Annotated in this window: 18 protein-coding genes and 1 pseudogene; 1 reads left to right on the top strand and 18 read right to left on the bottom strand. The window is 28.3% G+C overall.

The annotated features are described in order from the left end of the window. Positions 1–29 precede the first annotated feature (29 nt). The 11 genes from scfB to J2Z24_RS00120 all read right to left on the bottom strand — a co-directional run bounded on the left by scfB (position 30) and on the right by J2Z24_RS00120 (position 8,944). Complete coding sequence (gene scfB / locus J2Z24_RS00170; protein WP_035144200.1) at positions 30–1,391, bottom strand: thioether cross-link-forming SCIFF peptide maturase; 1,362 nt, start codon at positions 1,389–1,391, stop codon at positions 30–32. A gap of 70 nt (positions 1,392–1,461) precedes the next feature. Further along, entirely contained in the window at positions 1,462–1,599 is a 138-nt protein-coding gene (gene scfA, locus J2Z24_RS00165; protein ID WP_034869559.1) for a six-cysteine ranthipeptide SCIFF, read from the bottom strand. Between the two features lie 74 nt (positions 1,600–1,673). Next, positions 1,674–2,039 carry a TIGR04086 family membrane protein gene (locus J2Z24_RS00160; protein ID WP_035144199.1) on the bottom strand — a complete coding sequence of 122 codons (366 nt, stop codon included), beginning with the start codon at positions 2,037–2,039 and terminating at the stop codon, positions 1,674–1,676. Positions 2,040–2,102: 63 nt separating this feature from the next. After that, positions 2,103–2,540: a preprotein translocase subunit YajC gene (yajC, locus tag J2Z24_RS00155; protein WP_307861355.1), complete on the bottom strand. Its 438-nt coding sequence runs from the start codon at positions 2,538–2,540 to the stop codon at positions 2,103–2,105. A 97-nt stretch (positions 2,541–2,637) separates the two neighbouring features. Continuing rightward, complete coding sequence (tgt, locus tag J2Z24_RS00150; protein ID WP_035144197.1) at positions 2,638–3,768, bottom strand: tRNA guanosine(34) transglycosylase Tgt; 1,131 nt, start codon at positions 3,766–3,768, stop codon at positions 2,638–2,640. A gap of 12 nt (positions 3,769–3,780) precedes the next feature. After that, positions 3,781–4,806 carry a tRNA preQ1(34) S-adenosylmethionine ribosyltransferase-isomerase QueA gene (gene queA, locus J2Z24_RS00145; RefSeq protein ID WP_035144196.1) on the bottom strand — a complete coding sequence of 342 codons (1,026 nt, stop codon included), beginning with the start codon at positions 4,804–4,806 and terminating at the stop codon, positions 3,781–3,783. Positions 4,807–4,852: 46 nt separating this feature from the next. Beyond that, the gene (gene ruvB / locus J2Z24_RS00140) at positions 4,853–5,890 is read right to left on the bottom strand and encodes a Holliday junction branch migration DNA helicase RuvB (RefSeq protein ID WP_035144194.1); all 1,038 of its coding nucleotides are present in this window, start codon (positions 5,888–5,890) and stop codon (positions 4,853–4,855) included. A gap of 15 nt (positions 5,891–5,905) precedes the next feature. After that, positions 5,906–6,493: a Holliday junction branch migration protein RuvA gene (gene ruvA, locus J2Z24_RS00135; RefSeq protein ID WP_035144192.1), complete on the bottom strand. Its 588-nt coding sequence runs from the start codon at positions 6,491–6,493 to the stop codon at positions 5,906–5,908. A gap of 112 nt (positions 6,494–6,605) precedes the next feature. Next, complete coding sequence (locus tag J2Z24_RS00130) at positions 6,606–7,229, bottom strand: hypothetical protein (protein ID WP_035144191.1); 624 nt, start codon at positions 7,227–7,229, stop codon at positions 6,606–6,608. A gap of 377 nt (positions 7,230–7,606) precedes the next feature. Further along, positions 7,607–8,620, bottom strand: coding sequence for a zinc ribbon domain-containing protein (locus J2Z24_RS00125; RefSeq protein WP_051593070.1), 1,014 nt, complete (start codon positions 8,618–8,620; stop codon positions 7,607–7,609). A gap of 153 nt (positions 8,621–8,773) precedes the next feature. Beyond that, on the bottom strand, positions 8,774–8,944 hold the full coding sequence (locus tag J2Z24_RS00120) for a hypothetical protein (protein ID WP_156950164.1): 171 nt from the start codon (positions 8,942–8,944) through the stop codon (positions 8,774–8,776). A 130-nt stretch (positions 8,945–9,074) separates the two neighbouring features. Here J2Z24_RS00120 and J2Z24_RS21845 point away from each other — a divergent pair. Next, a pseudogene (locus tag J2Z24_RS21845) lies at positions 9,075–9,178 on the top strand (IS3 family transposase); the annotation flags it as partial. 255 nt (positions 9,179–9,433) lie between these two features. On the opposite strand, the gene J2Z24_RS00110 reads toward J2Z24_RS21845, so the two are convergent. The 7 genes from J2Z24_RS00110 to J2Z24_RS00080 form a co-directional block, all read right to left on the bottom strand. Continuing rightward, positions 9,434–9,784, bottom strand: coding sequence for a hypothetical protein (locus tag J2Z24_RS00110; RefSeq protein WP_035144190.1), 351 nt, complete (start codon positions 9,782–9,784; stop codon positions 9,434–9,436). 568 nt (positions 9,785–10,352) lie between these two features. Beyond that, positions 10,353–11,093: a YebC/PmpR family DNA-binding transcriptional regulator gene (locus tag J2Z24_RS00105; protein WP_035144189.1), complete on the bottom strand. Its 741-nt coding sequence runs from the start codon at positions 11,091–11,093 to the stop codon at positions 10,353–10,355. 112 nt (positions 11,094–11,205) lie between these two features. Further along, positions 11,206–11,850 carry a YigZ family protein gene (locus J2Z24_RS00100; RefSeq protein WP_035144188.1) on the bottom strand — a complete coding sequence of 215 codons (645 nt, stop codon included), beginning with the start codon at positions 11,848–11,850 and terminating at the stop codon, positions 11,206–11,208. After that, positions 11,847–12,500: a HEAT repeat domain-containing protein gene (locus J2Z24_RS00095; RefSeq protein WP_035144186.1), complete on the bottom strand. Its 654-nt coding sequence runs from the start codon at positions 12,498–12,500 to the stop codon at positions 11,847–11,849. The genes J2Z24_RS00100 and J2Z24_RS00095 overlap by 4 nt, the downstream gene beginning before the upstream one ends. Positions 12,501–12,517: 17 nt before the next feature. After that, on the bottom strand, positions 12,518–13,921 hold the full coding sequence (pdxR, locus tag J2Z24_RS00090; RefSeq protein WP_035144185.1) for a MocR-like pyridoxine biosynthesis transcription factor PdxR: 1,404 nt from the start codon (positions 13,919–13,921) through the stop codon (positions 12,518–12,520). Positions 13,922–14,087: 166 nt separating this feature from the next. After that, entirely contained in the window at positions 14,088–14,987 is a 900-nt protein-coding gene (locus J2Z24_RS00085; RefSeq protein WP_035144183.1) for a nucleotidyltransferase domain-containing protein, read from the bottom strand. A gap of 136 nt (positions 14,988–15,123) precedes the next feature. Beyond that, entirely contained in the window at positions 15,124–15,345 is a 222-nt protein-coding gene (locus J2Z24_RS00080) for a hypothetical protein (protein WP_035144181.1), read from the bottom strand. Positions 15,346–15,470 lie beyond the last annotated feature (125 nt).

Here is a 15,470-nt window from a genome sequence, read left to right as displayed (position 1 = left end):
ATTGCTTCATTTGACTAAGTTTTACCTTATTACTCCATAGTTTTTGATTTTAAAGCTATAGCACATTCTATTCTCTTTTTTTGCATTTTACATCCTAATTCATAAGGTATATGTATATCTTTATTAAAATTATAATTGTTGGCTTGACATCCACCACTACAATAAAATCTTGCCCAACATTCTTTACAAACAGGTTTAAAGTAAATATTTCCTTCTTTAAATTCTTTCTGTATATTTTCTTTTAATCCTTCTTCAAATACAGTACCCATTTTAAATTCTTCATTTCCTACAAATTGATGACAAGGATATATATCTCCTGAAGGAGTTATGGCTACATACTCATATCCTGCTCCACATCCAGATATTCTCTTATATACACATGGACCTCCTTGAAGATCTATATTAAAATGATAGAATTTAAATTCATTTCCCTCTTTATGCCTTTTAACCATCTCTTTATACAACTTATCATACTGTTCAAATATTTTAGGTAAATCCTCTTCCCTTAAAGATAAAGGATGACCATCAGGTAATACAACAGGTTCTATAGATATTTCATCAAAGCCTTCATTGGCTAAATGCATTACATCTTCATAAAAGTCTGTATTTGCTCTTGTAAAAGTTCCTCTAGCATAATATTGTTTACCTTTGTCTCTTACTTCAACCATTTTCTTTATCTTAGGGATTATAGATTCATAACTTCCACTACCATCAATTCTTATTCTTACACTGTCATTTACTTCTTTTCTTCCATCTATACTTAATACTATATTCCCCATATTTTTGTCTAAATAATCCATTATCTCATCATTAAGTAAAGTAGCATTAGTAGTCATTGTAAATCTTATAGTTTTATTATGTACTTTTTCTTGTTCTTTTGCATATTCTACTATTTCTTTAACAACATCAAATGCCATTAGTGGCTCTCCACCAAATAAATCTACTTCTATATGTTTTCTTGGACCTGACTTATCTATTACAAAATCAATAGCTTTCTTTCCAACTTCTGTTGTCATTATTTCTCTTTTACCTTTATATTCACCTTCATCTGCAAAACAATATTTACATCTAAGGTTACAATCATGAGCTATATTTAAACACAAAGCTTTAATAAATGAGGCACCATCTCCTGATTTTAGTCCTATATCTTCATATAAATCTTTAGAATATAATACTCCTTCTTTTATAAGTTCTTCTAATTCATCATAAGCTTCAATGATATCACACTTTTCATACTTACCTTCATATTTTTCTATTAATTCTTCTTTATTTGTTAACCCATCTTCCTGAACTATATTGTATACCAGCTCGTCCACTATATGTACTGCTCCTGAATTTACATCTATAATGTAGTACTCTCCATCTTGGATAAACTTATGAATATCCGCCAACTTCTTTTCCTCCCAACTAAATGAATCTTAACTAAATTTAAAGCAGTAACCTAAAGTTACTGCTTTTATATTAATTCTCGCAAGCTAAATTTGCAACTGTACAAGAAGTTTTACATGCTGATTGACATGAGTTTGCACATTCTTTACAGCCTGGTTTCTTTAAACTATCCTTTATATTTGATTTGTTAATTGTTTTTATATGTTTCATTTTAAAAATCCTCCATTCATATAGGCTATTTCTGTATGATTATAACATAAAAAATAAATAAAATAAAGTAAATATCAAATATTTATACCTAGCATACCAGATAATGCACCCACCGCCAATGCTAGTATAAACCTTATTATTCCTTTATATCCTATTCCCCCTGTATTGCCTGCTATCATAGATACAATGTAAATTATTAACATATACAATATAGCTACAATTATCCCTATGAGCCACCCTCGTCTATTAATCTTACGAACAGCATATATAGTTCCATACATTATACTTAACATAGTAGTAACTAAATAAAAAATAGAATTAGTTTTCTCACTTATGTCTACAAAACTCATAATGATAGCATACACCATCATAAATATAACAGTAACAATAGTACTTCTTAGCACTCCATCTCCAATGGGTAAAAAATTAGTTTTTTCCATATTAAAAACACCTCCTATCTATTACTATTTATGTAGAAAAGAGGTGTTTTATGATTAAAGAATTTAATTTTCTTTATATTGCACATCTTTATTTTCTTCTGTGCTTTCTTTAATTTCTTTATCTTCTTTTTCTTCCTTATGCTTAACTTCTTTTTTCAAATCCTTTTTATCTTCTTTTTCATCTGTTTCAGAAGAACTTAAGATAGAAAGTATTCCGTTTTTATCCAACTTTATTCTTGCTCTACTAGGACCTGTTTCTAAAATTATAAATGTGTCCTGTACATTTATAACCTTTCCTAGTATTCCTCCCTTAGTTATAATTTCATCATTTATTTTTAGGGATTCTAGCATACTTTTATATTTTTTCTTTCTTTTATTTTCTGGTATATATACTATTATGTAAAAGAATAGCAACATTAAAATAAAAGGTAAAAATAATCCTAAAGCGCTTCCTTGCTGTCCAGCAGCAGCCATATTTAAAAATCCTCCAAGTATAGTCATATAATCACCTCCCCTCATAATATAGTTTATAGGTACTTTTCAAAACTGTAAAGAAATATTTTTACAATTATTTGAAAAATATCATTAATTATCTATGCTATGCTCTTCCGCCCCACTCTTTTAATTTTCTTTCCTTAAATTCTGAAAAATAATCTCCATCTATTGCATCTCTAATCTCCTGCATCAAATTATTATAAAAATATAGATTATGTAAAACACAAAGTCTCATAGCTAGCATTTCTTTTGCTTTAAATAAATGTCTAATGTAAGCTCTTGTATAGTGTCTGCATGCTGGACACTGACATCCTTCATCTATAGGTCTTCCATCTAATTCAAATTTAGCATTCATTAGATTTATTTTTCCTTCTTTAGTAAATACATGACCATGTCTTCCATTTCTTGCAGGTAATACACAATCAAAAAAATCTACCCCTCTATCCACAGCCTCTAAAATATTACTTGGAAGACCTACTCCCATTAAATATATAGGTTTATCCTGTGGCAAATGTGGTACTACAGCATCTATTATTCTATACATTTCGTCATGAGTTTCCCCTACTGCAAGGCCTCCTATGGCATATCCGTCCAAATCCATTTTCGTTATAGTTTTAGCATGTTCTATTCTTATATCTTCATAGGTTCCACCTTGATTAATACCAAATAGCATTTGCTTCTTATTTATAGTGTCTGGCAGAGAATTCAATCTATCCATTTCTATTTTACATCTCTCAAGCCATCTAGTAGTTCTAGCTACAGAGTCCTCTACATACTCTCTAGTAGATGGATTAGGAATACATTCATCAAAAGCCATAGCAATAGTTGATGCTATATTACTTTGTATTTGCATACTTTCCTCAGGTCCCATAAATATTTTCTTTCCATCTATATGAGAATTAAAATATACTCCCTCTTCTTTTATCCTTCTTATACTTGAAAGTGAAAATACTTGAAATCCACCTGAATCAGTTAATATAGGTCTATCCCAATTCATAAATTTATGAAGTCCACCCATTTGCTTTATTATCTTATCTCCTGGTCTTAAATGAAGATGATAAGTATTGGAAAGTTCCACCTGGCATCCTATTTCTTTTAAATCCATAGAGGATACTGCTCCCTTAATAGCACCTAATGTTCCAACATTCATAAATACAGGAGTTTGAATAGTTCCATGTGGAGTAATAAACTCTCCCCTTCTAGTTCTCCCGCATCTTTTAATTAATTTATACATATGTACACTCCCTTACTTTATAAACATAGCATCTCCAAAGCTAAAAAATCTATATTTTTCTTTTACGGCTGTATTATATGCATTCATTATATTTTCTCTACCGCTTAATGCACTTACAAGCATAACCAAAGTTGATTGTGGAAGATGAAAATTTGTAATTAATGCATCTACAATATTAAATTTATATCCAGGATAAATAAATATATCAGTCCATCCTGATTGCTCTCTTACTCTACCTGTTTCATCTCCAATAGTTTCAAGCGTTCTACAAGATGTTGTTCCCACAGATATAACTCTTTTACCCGCTTCTTTTGTCTTATTTATTAAATCTGCTGTATCTTTGCTCATCCTATAATACTCTGAATGCATATGGTGTTCTTCTATTTCTTCTGCTTTTACTGGTCTGAAAGTGCCAAGTCCTACATGCAAAGTTAAAAAAGCTAAATTTACTCCTCTTTGCTTTATTTTTTCTAAAAGCTTCTCTGTAAAATGAAGTCCCGCTGTAGGTGCTGCTGCTGACCCCTGTTCTTTAGAATATACAGTTTGATACTGTTCTTTATCATCTAATTTTTCCTTTATATATGGAGGAAGTGGCATCTGCCCTAACCTATCTAAAACTTCTTCAAATATTCCTTCATATTCAAATCTAACAATTCTACTTCCTTCTTCTCCAATATCTATTACTTCTGCTTTTAATTCTCCATCACCAAAAGAAAATCTTGTTCCTACCTTTGCTCTTTTCCCTGGTTTAACCAAAGTCTGCCAAATATCTTTATCAATTCTCTTTAAAAGTAGAAATTCCATTTTGCCATGAGTATCTTCTTTTTCTCCTATAAGCCTTGCCGGTATTACCCTAGTATCATTAAGTACAAGACAATCTCCAGGATTTAAATAATCTACTATATCTTTAAATATCTTATGTTGAATTTCTCCACTTTCCTTATCAAGAACCATTAGTCTTGCTTCATCTCTTCTTTCTAAGGGATGTTGTGCTATTAATTCTTCTGGTAAATAGTAATCAAAATCTTTTACTCTCATTTTTCCACTCCTCTTTTACTAAAAAAATAACTGAATTAATAAATTATCAGTTATCAATTTCTATTGAACACTGCTCCATTTGAGCTTTGTTATTTTTAATTCTATTAAAATGTTTATATGCTTTATCTGTTGCCATTCTTCCCCTAGGAGTTCTTATTATAAATCCCTTTTGTAGTAAGTAAGGTTCATATACATCTTGAATTGTATCCAATTCTTCTCCTATAAAATATGAAAGAGTTTCTATTCCTACAGGTCCTCCTTCAAAATTATCTATAATAGCAGTTAGAATTTTATTATCTATGCTATCAAAACCTTCTTTATCTATTTCTAAAAGTTTCATGGCATCCTTTGAAGTTTCTAAATCTATAATTCCATTTCCTTTAACCTCTGAGTAATCTCTAACCCTTTTTAAAATCCTATTTGCTATTCTAGGAGTTCCTCTAGATCTCATAGCTAACTCATAGGCTGCATTATCTTCTATTCCTATATTCAATATGCCTGCTGACCTTACTATTATTTCCTTTAATTCATCCTCTTCATAAAATTCCATAGGACATAGTACTCCAAATCTGTCTCTTAATGGAGAAGTTAACAATCCTACTCTTGTGGTAGCCCCTATAAGAGTAAATTTAGGTAAGTCCAATCTAATAGATTTTGCTGCAGCTCCTTTACCTATTACTATATCCAAAGCATAATCTTCCATAGCAGGATAAAGAATTTCTTCTACATTTCTATTTAATCTGTGTATTTCATCTATAAATAGCACATCATAATTATTTAAGTTAGTTAAAATTGCCGCTAAATCTCCTGCTCTTTCAATAGCAGGACCAGAAGTAATTTTTAAATTTCCTCCCATTTCCCTTGCAATTATGTTTGCTAAAGTTGTTTTTCCAAGACCTGGAGGTCCATAAAGTAAAACATGATCTAGAGCTTCTTCTCTCTTTTTAGCTGCTTTAATGAAAATATCTAATTTTTCTTTTACCTTCTTCTGTCCTATGTACTCCTTAAGCCTCTGAGGCCTTAAACTGTATTCTATATGAGTATCTTCTTCTACGCTTAAAGGGGTAACAAATCTTTCCTCCATATTGTATTACTCCTTTCAATTCATTAAAAACTTTAGGCAATCCTTTATAATTGTCTCTAATGGATTATTTTTATCTATAGATTTTAATGCTTTGTTTGCTTCTTTCTCTGAGTATCCCAAAGCAATCAATGCATCCAATGCTTCTAGTGATAAATCAAATCCTTTATTTTCTTCTATATTAATATTACTTATTATACTATCATTTTTAAATTTATCTTTAAGTTCAAGAATAATCCTTTGAGCAGTCTTTTTGCCAATTCCAGGAGCTTTAGTTAAAGTCTTTTCATCAGAAGTAAGTATAGCATATTTTAAATTTGTAATACTAGTTATTGAAAGTAATGCTAAAGAAGCCTTAGCTCCCACTCCATTTATTGTAATTAAAATATTGAACATATCTCTTTCTTCTTTAGTATAAAACCCATATAACCCAAGAAAATCTTCCCTTACAATTTGTTGTAAATGTAATTTTACTTCTTCATCTATTTTAGGCATACTAGCTAATGTATTTCCTGAAGTATATATTTTGTAACCTATATTATTGTTTTCTATAATTATATAGTCTCTATTCATACCTTTAAAAATGCCCTTTATGTACTCATACATAATTTCAGCCCCTTATTAAAATTATCACTTATTACTTTAACATTTTAAGAAATTTTATTCAAGAAAAAAGGTTCCAAGGTTATATTTTACCATAAAAAAGTCTTGAGGACTATTATTCATAATCCTCAAGACGTGCTAATGCTTCTTCTTTAGTATTACACTGAAAATATTTACTACCGTTAGTTAAAAGATTTATATCCTGTTCTTTTAAATTATCAATCTTTTTATCTGTTATATCTTTCTCTTCATTTTCAATGTACATATCCCCATTGCTGTTAGTCTTAAATATTGCAAGATAATCTCCTTTTATTCCTAGAACATATTTATTTGGAGAATATTTATCTATTTCTTTTAAGAAAATAACCTTTGATGAAGACCCTTCCACTAACTCATAGTTTTCTTTTTTTAGTTTTTCTGCTAAAGCATTTTTAGTTTTTTCACTAAAATTGCTTCCCTTTTCCACTTTTTCTATCAATACATCTCCACTTTTTTTGTATCTTATTCTAAAAACTATAGATGTATCCGGATGTATCTTTTCATCTCCGCCACTTTGCATAGTCATAGTTCCTGATTCTTCTGTTAAATTATTAACCTGTATCTTATCACTTTTATCGTTCTTATTATTGCCTTTCATTTTCTCTATGCCTATATAATAACTTAAGCTAAATATAATTGCAGAAATAGTAATAGCCAAAATAACATAAAGTCTTTTTTTGTTTTTATTTTTTATTTCCATAGTATCCCTCCTACCTTGATTATTGTCACTTATATATGTTTTTATACAGAAATCTGAAAAATTATTTTGACATACTCCTCTTTAAATTAATGATCATCTAACGGTTTATACTACAACGCTTGCTATGCTATTAATTGAATTACTATAACTATATTATTCTAAATCATAGATAACAAAAGGCTTCAATATGAAACTCTAATTAATAAGTACACACCAGTGTTGGCCTACATATAAAAAGAGCTTAAGCTTATCGCCTTAGCTCTTATGAAGCTCCTTTATAAATTTTTCTCTACTTAAAATATACATTTATAAAGAAGTTTTCCCATTTATTAAAAATCTATGTATGTATAATAGCATTACTAATATTGTATATTTAATTAACTTAAAATAGCAAGTGTTCCATTAGCCAGATTCCATTCATAAGCCTTTCCTGTGTTAGTATCAACACAATACCATCCAACTGTAGCTGTATGATTGTTAACAATTGAATATATGTGTACTACATAATAATCTTTTCCATTAATATTTTCAGTATGATCGTATTCAATAATTGCATCAGAATTTAATTGTGGAAAAAATCTTTTCACTATATCAACAGCCTCATTTGATGTTATGTTCTTGTTATTATCTATTGATTGAAATTTATTTTTAACTATATTAGTGTTTAGTTGATTAAGATTATCCTTACTATCATCAGGTTCATCCATATCTATTAATTTAATATCAGGTTTAATTATAGCTAACTTATCATATATTTTATCAAATTCACCAGTTTTATTATTTACATCTTGGTTATAAGTTATTAATGACCCTTTTGGAGAAACTGATTGATTATAAATTTGACTATAATAGCCATACAGTTCCACTAAAGTATTATAGGCTTCTTTATAATCATTGGGCGGATTTTTTAGCTGAGACATTTCCAATTCTATTTTGTTTTTAGCATCTTCTCTTGATTTTAAAAATCCATTTCTACTCCATCTTTTATTTAATTCAATTAGCTCATCATTAAAATCTTTATACCTAGACTCTATAGATGAGCTCCATGTTTCAGAAACAACAGAACACATTAAACTTGTAATCTTTTTCTCTAATAAAATACCTTTTGTAGCTTTCATAAAATTAACCGTATAATTTTGATAGTAAGCTTGATATTTTTGATTTTCTATTTTTTTAAAATATAAGTAACCTCCCCCAGCTCCAATTGCAAATAAAATAATTAGACTAATAAATCCAAGAATAAATTTTCTAATTCTTAGTTTTTTTGTATTGTATTCCCTTATCCTATTTTCATTATTAACTAACACTATACTTTTATCTATTTTCTCGCCACACTTATTACAATATATACTATCATCAAGATTTTCTTGTCCACATCTAAAACAACGCATTTTACCCCTCCACTAAATTTATGTAATATATGATTTATTATAACAAATTTACAATTAAAACTAAATATATTACAAAATTATTTAAACATTGCAAAAATATCTTGGAATATATTTCTATACATCTATTATGTATACTTTATATCATAATTTATCCTAATTATTATTTATTCTTTTAAATTCCATAGTTATTGGTAAAAATCCATATTCAGATTGAAGTATGGTTCGTATCTCTATAATTATTTCATAATCTTCACCATTCTCATCTCCACATATATTTCTAACAATTGTATTCTCAGGATGTGGATAAAGAAGTATAATGGTCATAAAACAAGTAAATCTCACAATTCATAGGGGGATAATCATATGACCAAGGGAAGAAAAACAAGTTATTCGGAAGAACTAACAGAAACCGAAAAACTTGCTGCAAAAGTAAAATTGCTTGAATCAGAAAATAAACGCTTGCAGTAAGTACATAGAGTTTTACAATACAAAAGGTTACAAGAAAAGTTAAAAGGTCTGACTCCGATAGAATATCGAAATCAGACCTTAGTATCTTAATTTTTGTTTTTTTACCTGTCTACTTAACAGGAGACCGTTCAGATTCCCTAGTCTTTTTTATTCTCAATAATCACTAACATATAATATTTATTACATCATTTATATTCTTATTATCTAAATATCTCCTAGGTATATAACATAGAAATAGTATCTATTTGTTATGTATAAATCCATATATCTAAATAATATTATTGCAAGCATTATTTAAGTCTATTGTAATTATATGTCGTTTAATAAAATAAACTCTCAAGGTACTTAATTAACAAATTTCAATCCATTTGTTTCAAAGCTTCCGTTATTTGTTTTAATAACTGTTACAAGGCCTGTTCTTGTATAACTAAGGTTTGAAAATGTTACTTCATATAAAAATTTAAATGTATTATCTGTTTCACTCTCTGTTTTTAAATACTTAATAGAAACGATATTTGTTTGTTTCTCTTTTATCAATTTGCAATATCTATTAGCTGAATCTTGTGCTTCTTTTAAATCTTTTTTTACAATAGTAGCAGTATCTTTACTAGTATTGATATTTGCATTAGTTGTCTTATTTCCACATCCCGATATCATAAATCCTGTTATCAACAAAATACTTATAAATTTTTTCATTATAACTCCTCCATTTATTGATTATTTCGAGGTAACTCTTATAACTTTGCACTTCTAATATCTCTTGTTCTTTTAATTCTGATAACTTTTTAATCTCATTATAAACACTATTATTATTTGCTGAACTATTTTAACTTCCACAAGCAGATATAATATCATTGTTTATAGCTTGTTCATCATAAACAGTTAATAATCCATTATATTCCGTACCATATATAGCATGTTTTAATTTTAATATGTAAATTATTATACATCAATACATATTTGCATTTTTTATCTAATGATTTCATCTTTAAAACTTATATTTTATTGACTTATAAATTTATTAAGGAACTTATTTTAACACTCATTTCAATGATATTTTCATGTTGAAACCTTTGTTAATTTTGATTTATTATATTTATATAAACATACAAATAAGATAATAAATATATATCTAATTCCTATTTTAAACAAAAATTTCTTTAGTCTATAATTTAATAACATAAAAAATCACTCTTCTAGTTGTTCTTACACAACCTTTAGAGTGACTTTATACATATCATTATGGGAAAATTTAATTTTATACTTATTCTTCCCATCCTTCAGGGAATTCAGCATTGTGATATACGTTTTGAACGTCATCGTCATCTTCAAGAGCATCTAACATTTTTTGGAATTTAGTTGCTGTATCTTCATCTATTTCTGTATATGTATCTGGTATACCTTTAACTTCTGCTTCTAAGAACTCAAGTCCATTTCCTTCTAAAGCTTCTCTTACAGCTCCAAAATCTTCTGGTGTTGTTGTTACAACATATACTTCTTCTTCTGAGGCAAAGTCTTCTGCTCCAGCTTCTAAAGCCATCATCATTAATTCATCTTCATCTAAAGAATCAGATTTTTCTATAACTAATTGTCCCTTCTTCTGGAACATGAAAGATACACAACCAGTTGAACCCATATTTCCGCCATGTTTAGTAAATGCATGTCTTACATTCCCTGCGCTTCTATTTTTATTGTCTGTTAAAACTTCTACTATAATAGCTATTCCTGATGGACCATATCCTTCGTAAACTATTTCTTCATAGTTTACTCCTTCCATTTCTCCAGCACCTTTTTTAATTGCTCTCATTACAGTATCTTGAGGCATGTTATTTGCTTTAGCTTTTGCAATAACATCTCTTAATTTGCTATTAGTGTCAGGGTTAGAGCCGCCATTTTTGGACGCAATCGCTAATTCTTTACCTATTTTAGTAAAGATTTTACCTCTTTTCGCATCCATTTTTCCTTTTTTTGCCTGTATATTATGCCACTTAGAGTGTCCTGACATTTATAATCTCCTCCTTATGTACAAAACTTTTATATTAATCTTAAAAATAACCTCAACTATTATAACATAAAAAACAATATAAACTCAAATTCACTTTACTGCTCACTTATATTTATTCTTTAAATAATCTATTTTCTATTTTAAAATAATATCCTTCATTATCTTTTTTAAAATTACTCTTTCCCCCAGTTACTTGTACAATTTCTTTCTCTATAGCTTTTATCATTTCATCTGTACATAAAATTATTATTTCAACTTTATCTGTATATATTGTATCTTCAATATGCCATTGATTCTGTCCACATAAATATTGAACTTTTCCTAATAAGTCATATTCTATAAATATATGGAAAGCTGCTCCTTTTACTCTTTCTACAACTCCAGCTTCTTTTATTGCCTGAGCAGCTCCTTTGCTATATGCTCTTACAAGTCCACCTTTTCCTAATAAAATTCCTCCAAAATATCTGGTAACTACTATTGCTACATTAGTTACTTCATTTTTTTTTATTACATCCAAAACTGGAACTCCTGCTGTGCCTTGTGGTTCTCCATCGTCTGTATACCTTTGTATCCCCATATTTTCTCCAATTATATATGCATATACATTATGAGTAGCTTCACTATGAACACTTTTTATTTTATTTATAAATTCCTTTGCTTCCTCTTCATTATATACTCTCTTAGCATGGCCTATAAATAAAGACTTCTTTTCTTGAAATTCAGTACTAACTTCATCCTTAATAGTTAAATAACTCACTTTATCACCCCCATGTACTTCTCCGCTGCAATTTTTAAATAATCTTTTTTGGCATTATTATATACAAGCATTATTTTTTCCTTGGCCTTTATGCTTTTTATTTTACTTAAAGCTTTAATCGCATACAACACTACTTGATCATTTTCATCATCTAATGCCCTTATTAACGGTATTTCCAAGGTAATATCTTCAATTTTACCCATAGCTGAAATAGCCATTCTTCTTACATTAACAAATTTGTGTACTGAAGCTTTTATCAATATATCTATGCAGGACTTTTCCTTTAATTCTCCTATAATCCATATAGCAGTTTCTTTTTCCTTTGAGTACATCTCTACATAATTTTTTCTTATATAAGCTATTAATTTAGCTCTCATATCTTCTTGTAATGAATTTATTATATCTAATTTATCCATTTTTCCTGCTTTAGATATATTTTTTAATAACTCTTTTTCATTTTTGCTTTTAGCTAGAAGTCCATATTTAATTTTTCCATCTATTATATGTTTTTGAACAACTTCTTTGTTAATATTTCTGATTGTGGAAATAACCTCCAAGGACTTACCTTCTAAGAATAAAAAATAGGTAATGTCTTCATCTGAATACTTATTTATTTCTTCCCATTGAACTTTTAACAAGCCTTTGTCCATTTTTTTATTCTCCATTTCTAATTATTTTCCAAAATGTTTTTAATTATATCAATACCCTTCTCAATATCCTTTTCCTTTGTTTGAGAAAATCCTAATCTAAAATGATTTAACCCTTCCTCTGGATCCTTATAGAATATTACTCCTGGAGTTATTAAAACCCCTTCTTTTTTACATTTGAAAAATAAATCTAAACAATTCATTTTCCCTTCTTTTAAATCTATATAAAAATGTAGTCCTCCTCCTGGAGAGTAGAAACTAATATATTTTTCTAATTCCTTTAGTTTTTCCTTCATAAACATATATCTCTTTTTATAGACTTCATTTAAAATATTTATATGTTTTTTCCACATTCCTTCTCTTATATATAAATCCAATGCCCTTTGCATTAAACTTGAAGTAGCAATATCCGTATTTACCTTTGAATTTTGTATACTTTCTTTAAATTTTTGAGGACTTATCATATATCCCAGTCTAATTCCTGGTAAAAATATTTTAGAAAAACTTTTAATATAAATTACCCTATCATTGGTATCAATGCTTTTAAAGCTTTTATACTCATTACCATTATATATTAATTCTGAAAGATAATCATCTTCTATTATATAAAAATCATATATTTGAGCTAAATTCAAAAGTCTTCTTTTATTTTCCATGCTATAGCTTACTCCTGTTGGATTTTGAAAATAACTCATAATATATACACATCTAATTTTGTTTTTCTTTGCAATTTTATCTAATTGGTCTAAATCCATACCACCTTTTCCTACTTCTATTTCAAAAATATTGGCTCTTCTCCATTTAAATACTGTTAATGCCCCTCCATAAGTTGGCTTTTCTACTACTACATTATCATTAACATTTATTAAAGCCTTTGAAACTATATCTATACCCTGTTGAGCTCCTGAAACTACAAGTATATTATCCTTTCCCATTTTATTATTCCAAAAGGATTCATCTATACTCTTTCTAAGTCCTTCATATCCTAATGCCTCTTGATAAACTAATGCTTCCGCTCCATCTCTATCTAAAACTTCATTTACAACATTTTTAAATGTACTTATAGGAAAAAGCTCTGCGCAGGCTTCTTCTCCTGAAAAATCTATATATACTTTATTCTTTTCGCTTCCTGTCTTTCTTATAAATCTTCCATACTTTTTCTTAAAACTTATAGCTGTATTTTTTCTTTTAGCATAAGTACCACTACCCACTTTTTGGAACGCATATCCTTCATTTTGCAATTTATTATAAGCATTCACTATAGTTACATTATTTACTTTTAGTAAGCTGGATAATTTCCTAATAGATGGTAATTTTTCTCCATCTTCTATTAGATTATCATCTATCAATTTTTTTATATGCTGTGCTATCCTTGCATATTTAGGAATCTCTATATTGTCTAAGACTATTATATATTTCTCCATACGCTCCTCCCCCACTTCTCAAGTCATTCTTAACTTCAGTTAGAGCTCTAATTAAAATAAATGAATGACATAGACCGAAGCTTAGAAAAACTTTTCCCATTATATTGTAAAAAACGAACTTAATTTTAAATATTAAGTCCGTCTTTTTTAAGAAAAATTAAAATTTTTAAAGGAAATAAACATTTTCTTTAAATAATACCTTACCATCATTTGTCTTATAGTCTCTCGTTTCTTTCTTTACTATATCTCTTTCACAAAGCTTCTCTAGTATCTCCTCTATATCTATATCGAAGTTATGAAAAAGATTAGACCTTTTTATATCCTCTCCACTTAAAAGTGCATCTTCTCTTCTCATATAGTCTAATAAAATAGCAGTAACATTTTTTAAATCTTTATCTATATTTTTTTCTATAAAAGAAATTAAATTTTCTATAGCTACTGTTACATCTTCAACTTTATTAAAGAATAATTCATCAACATATTGCTTAAATTTATCATTTAAATTCATAGCCATAGGCATAGCATCTTTACTTATCATATATCCTGCTGAATTTACATATAACTTAGCAAATTCTTCTGAAGTTTTAACTGCTGATGTATATGCAGTATATATTCCATTATTACATAAGTATTTTCTACAAACCCCAATACTTTTTAATAAATTACCCAAATATACCATATTCCATCTCTCTCTATCTAAATCAGGATAATATCTACCATTATCATATCTGTTAGTTATATCACTGTCTTTAGAAAAAACCAGTCTAGATGATGCAAATATTCTATGAATAAATCCTCCCCTTAAATCTTCTTCATAGAGTTGCATGAATTTAGCTTTGCTCATGAGCTTTATATGCACAGGAACTTCATTTTCCTCTGTATATATATTTCTTATGTTATCTATCTTTTCATTTGCTATTACAAAAAGATCAATATCTGACTTATCCCATAAGTCTCCAGTAACTACACTTCCAAACACCATAGCTGCAAGTACTACGTCATTATTTTTCAACTTGTCTATAAGACCGTTAAAAGCTCGTTGATACTGTAAAATAGTTTTTTCCAAAATTCTTCTCCCCCTTTTAATTATGGTGACATAATAAAGTAATAAATTATCTCCTATTATATAATATTAATAAACATAATTACAATACTCTCAATGTTAAAAATGAATTTTTTCCTTCAAAAATTCATTTCTAATTTTATATTTTTACTTTTTCTATTCTTTTCCTCTCCATATTCTTGCATTTTAAACATTGAAATAAATGTAGACAATAATTCTCTCTATCATCTATAGGCATCTGTGGTCCATAAGGATCCATATATTCTTGCACCCTACCTTTATCTACCATAATATTTCCACATTTACTACAGTTAAATGTTATCATTGTTAATTCATTGCAAACAGGACAAACCTTACTCATTTTTTTCCCTCTTTTCTTATATGTTATCACATTATTAATTTTCTTCTAATTTTATATTTATATGCAAAAAGTAGTCTACAAATATGCTTGTAGACCACTTTTTTATGCTATATATGATGATATAA

This window comes from Clostridium tetanomorphum, from assembly GCF_017873215.1.
GTDB lineage: Bacteria > Bacillota > Clostridia > Clostridiales > Clostridiaceae > Clostridium_AO > Clostridium_AO tetanomorphum.
The sequence above is the reverse complement of the archived record's forward strand: the minus strand, read 5'-3'. Positions and strand labels throughout refer to the sequence as shown.

Bases quoted from the DNA above. Each gene is read 5' to 3' on its own strand.
- scfA (WP_034869559.1), bottom strand. From the start codon at position 1,599: ATGAAACATATAAAAACAATTAACAAATCAAATATAAAGGATAGTTTA.
- J2Z24_RS00160 (WP_035144199.1), bottom strand. From the start codon at position 2,039: ATGGAAAAAACTAATTTTTTACCCATTGGAGATGGAGTGCTAAGAAGT.
- yajC (WP_307861355.1), bottom strand. From the start codon at position 2,540: ATGACTATACTTGGAGGATTTTTAAATATGGCTGCTGCTGGACAGCAA.
- tgt (WP_035144197.1), bottom strand. From the start codon at position 3,768: ATGTATAAATTAATTAAAAGATGCGGGAGAACTAGAAGGGGAGAGTTT.
- queA (WP_035144196.1), bottom strand. From the start codon at position 4,806: ATGAGAGTAAAAGATTTTGATTACTATTTACCAGAAGAATTAATAGCA.
- ruvB (WP_035144194.1), bottom strand. From the start codon at position 5,890: ATGGAGGAAAGATTTGTTACCCCTTTAAGCGTAGAAGAAGATACTCAT.
- ruvA (WP_035144192.1), bottom strand. From the start codon at position 6,493: ATGTATGAGTACATAAAGGGCATTTTTAAAGGTATGAATAGAGACTAT.
- J2Z24_RS00130 (WP_035144191.1), bottom strand. From the start codon at position 7,229: ATGGAAATAAAAAATAAAAACAAAAAAAGACTTTATGTTATTTTGGCT.
- J2Z24_RS00125 (WP_051593070.1), bottom strand. From the start codon at position 8,620: ATGCGTTGTTTTAGATGTGGACAAGAAAATCTTGATGATAGTATATAT.
- J2Z24_RS00120 (WP_156950164.1), bottom strand. From the start codon at position 8,944: ATGACCATTATACTTCTTTATCCACATCCTGAGAATACAATTGTTAGA.
- J2Z24_RS00110 (WP_035144190.1), bottom strand. From the start codon at position 9,784: ATGAAAAAATTTATAAGTATTTTGTTGATAACAGGATTTATGATATCG.
- J2Z24_RS00105 (WP_035144189.1), bottom strand. From the start codon at position 11,093: ATGTCAGGACACTCTAAGTGGCATAATATACAGGCAAAAAAAGGAAAA.
- J2Z24_RS00095 (WP_035144186.1), bottom strand. From the start codon at position 12,500: ATGGACAAAGGCTTGTTAAAAGTTCAATGGGAAGAAATAAATAAGTAT.
- pdxR (WP_035144185.1), bottom strand. From the start codon at position 13,921: ATGGAGAAATATATAATAGTCTTAGACAATATAGAGATTCCTAAATAT.
- J2Z24_RS00080 (WP_035144181.1), bottom strand. From the start codon at position 15,345: ATGAGTAAGGTTTGTCCTGTTTGCAATGAATTAACAATGATAACATTT.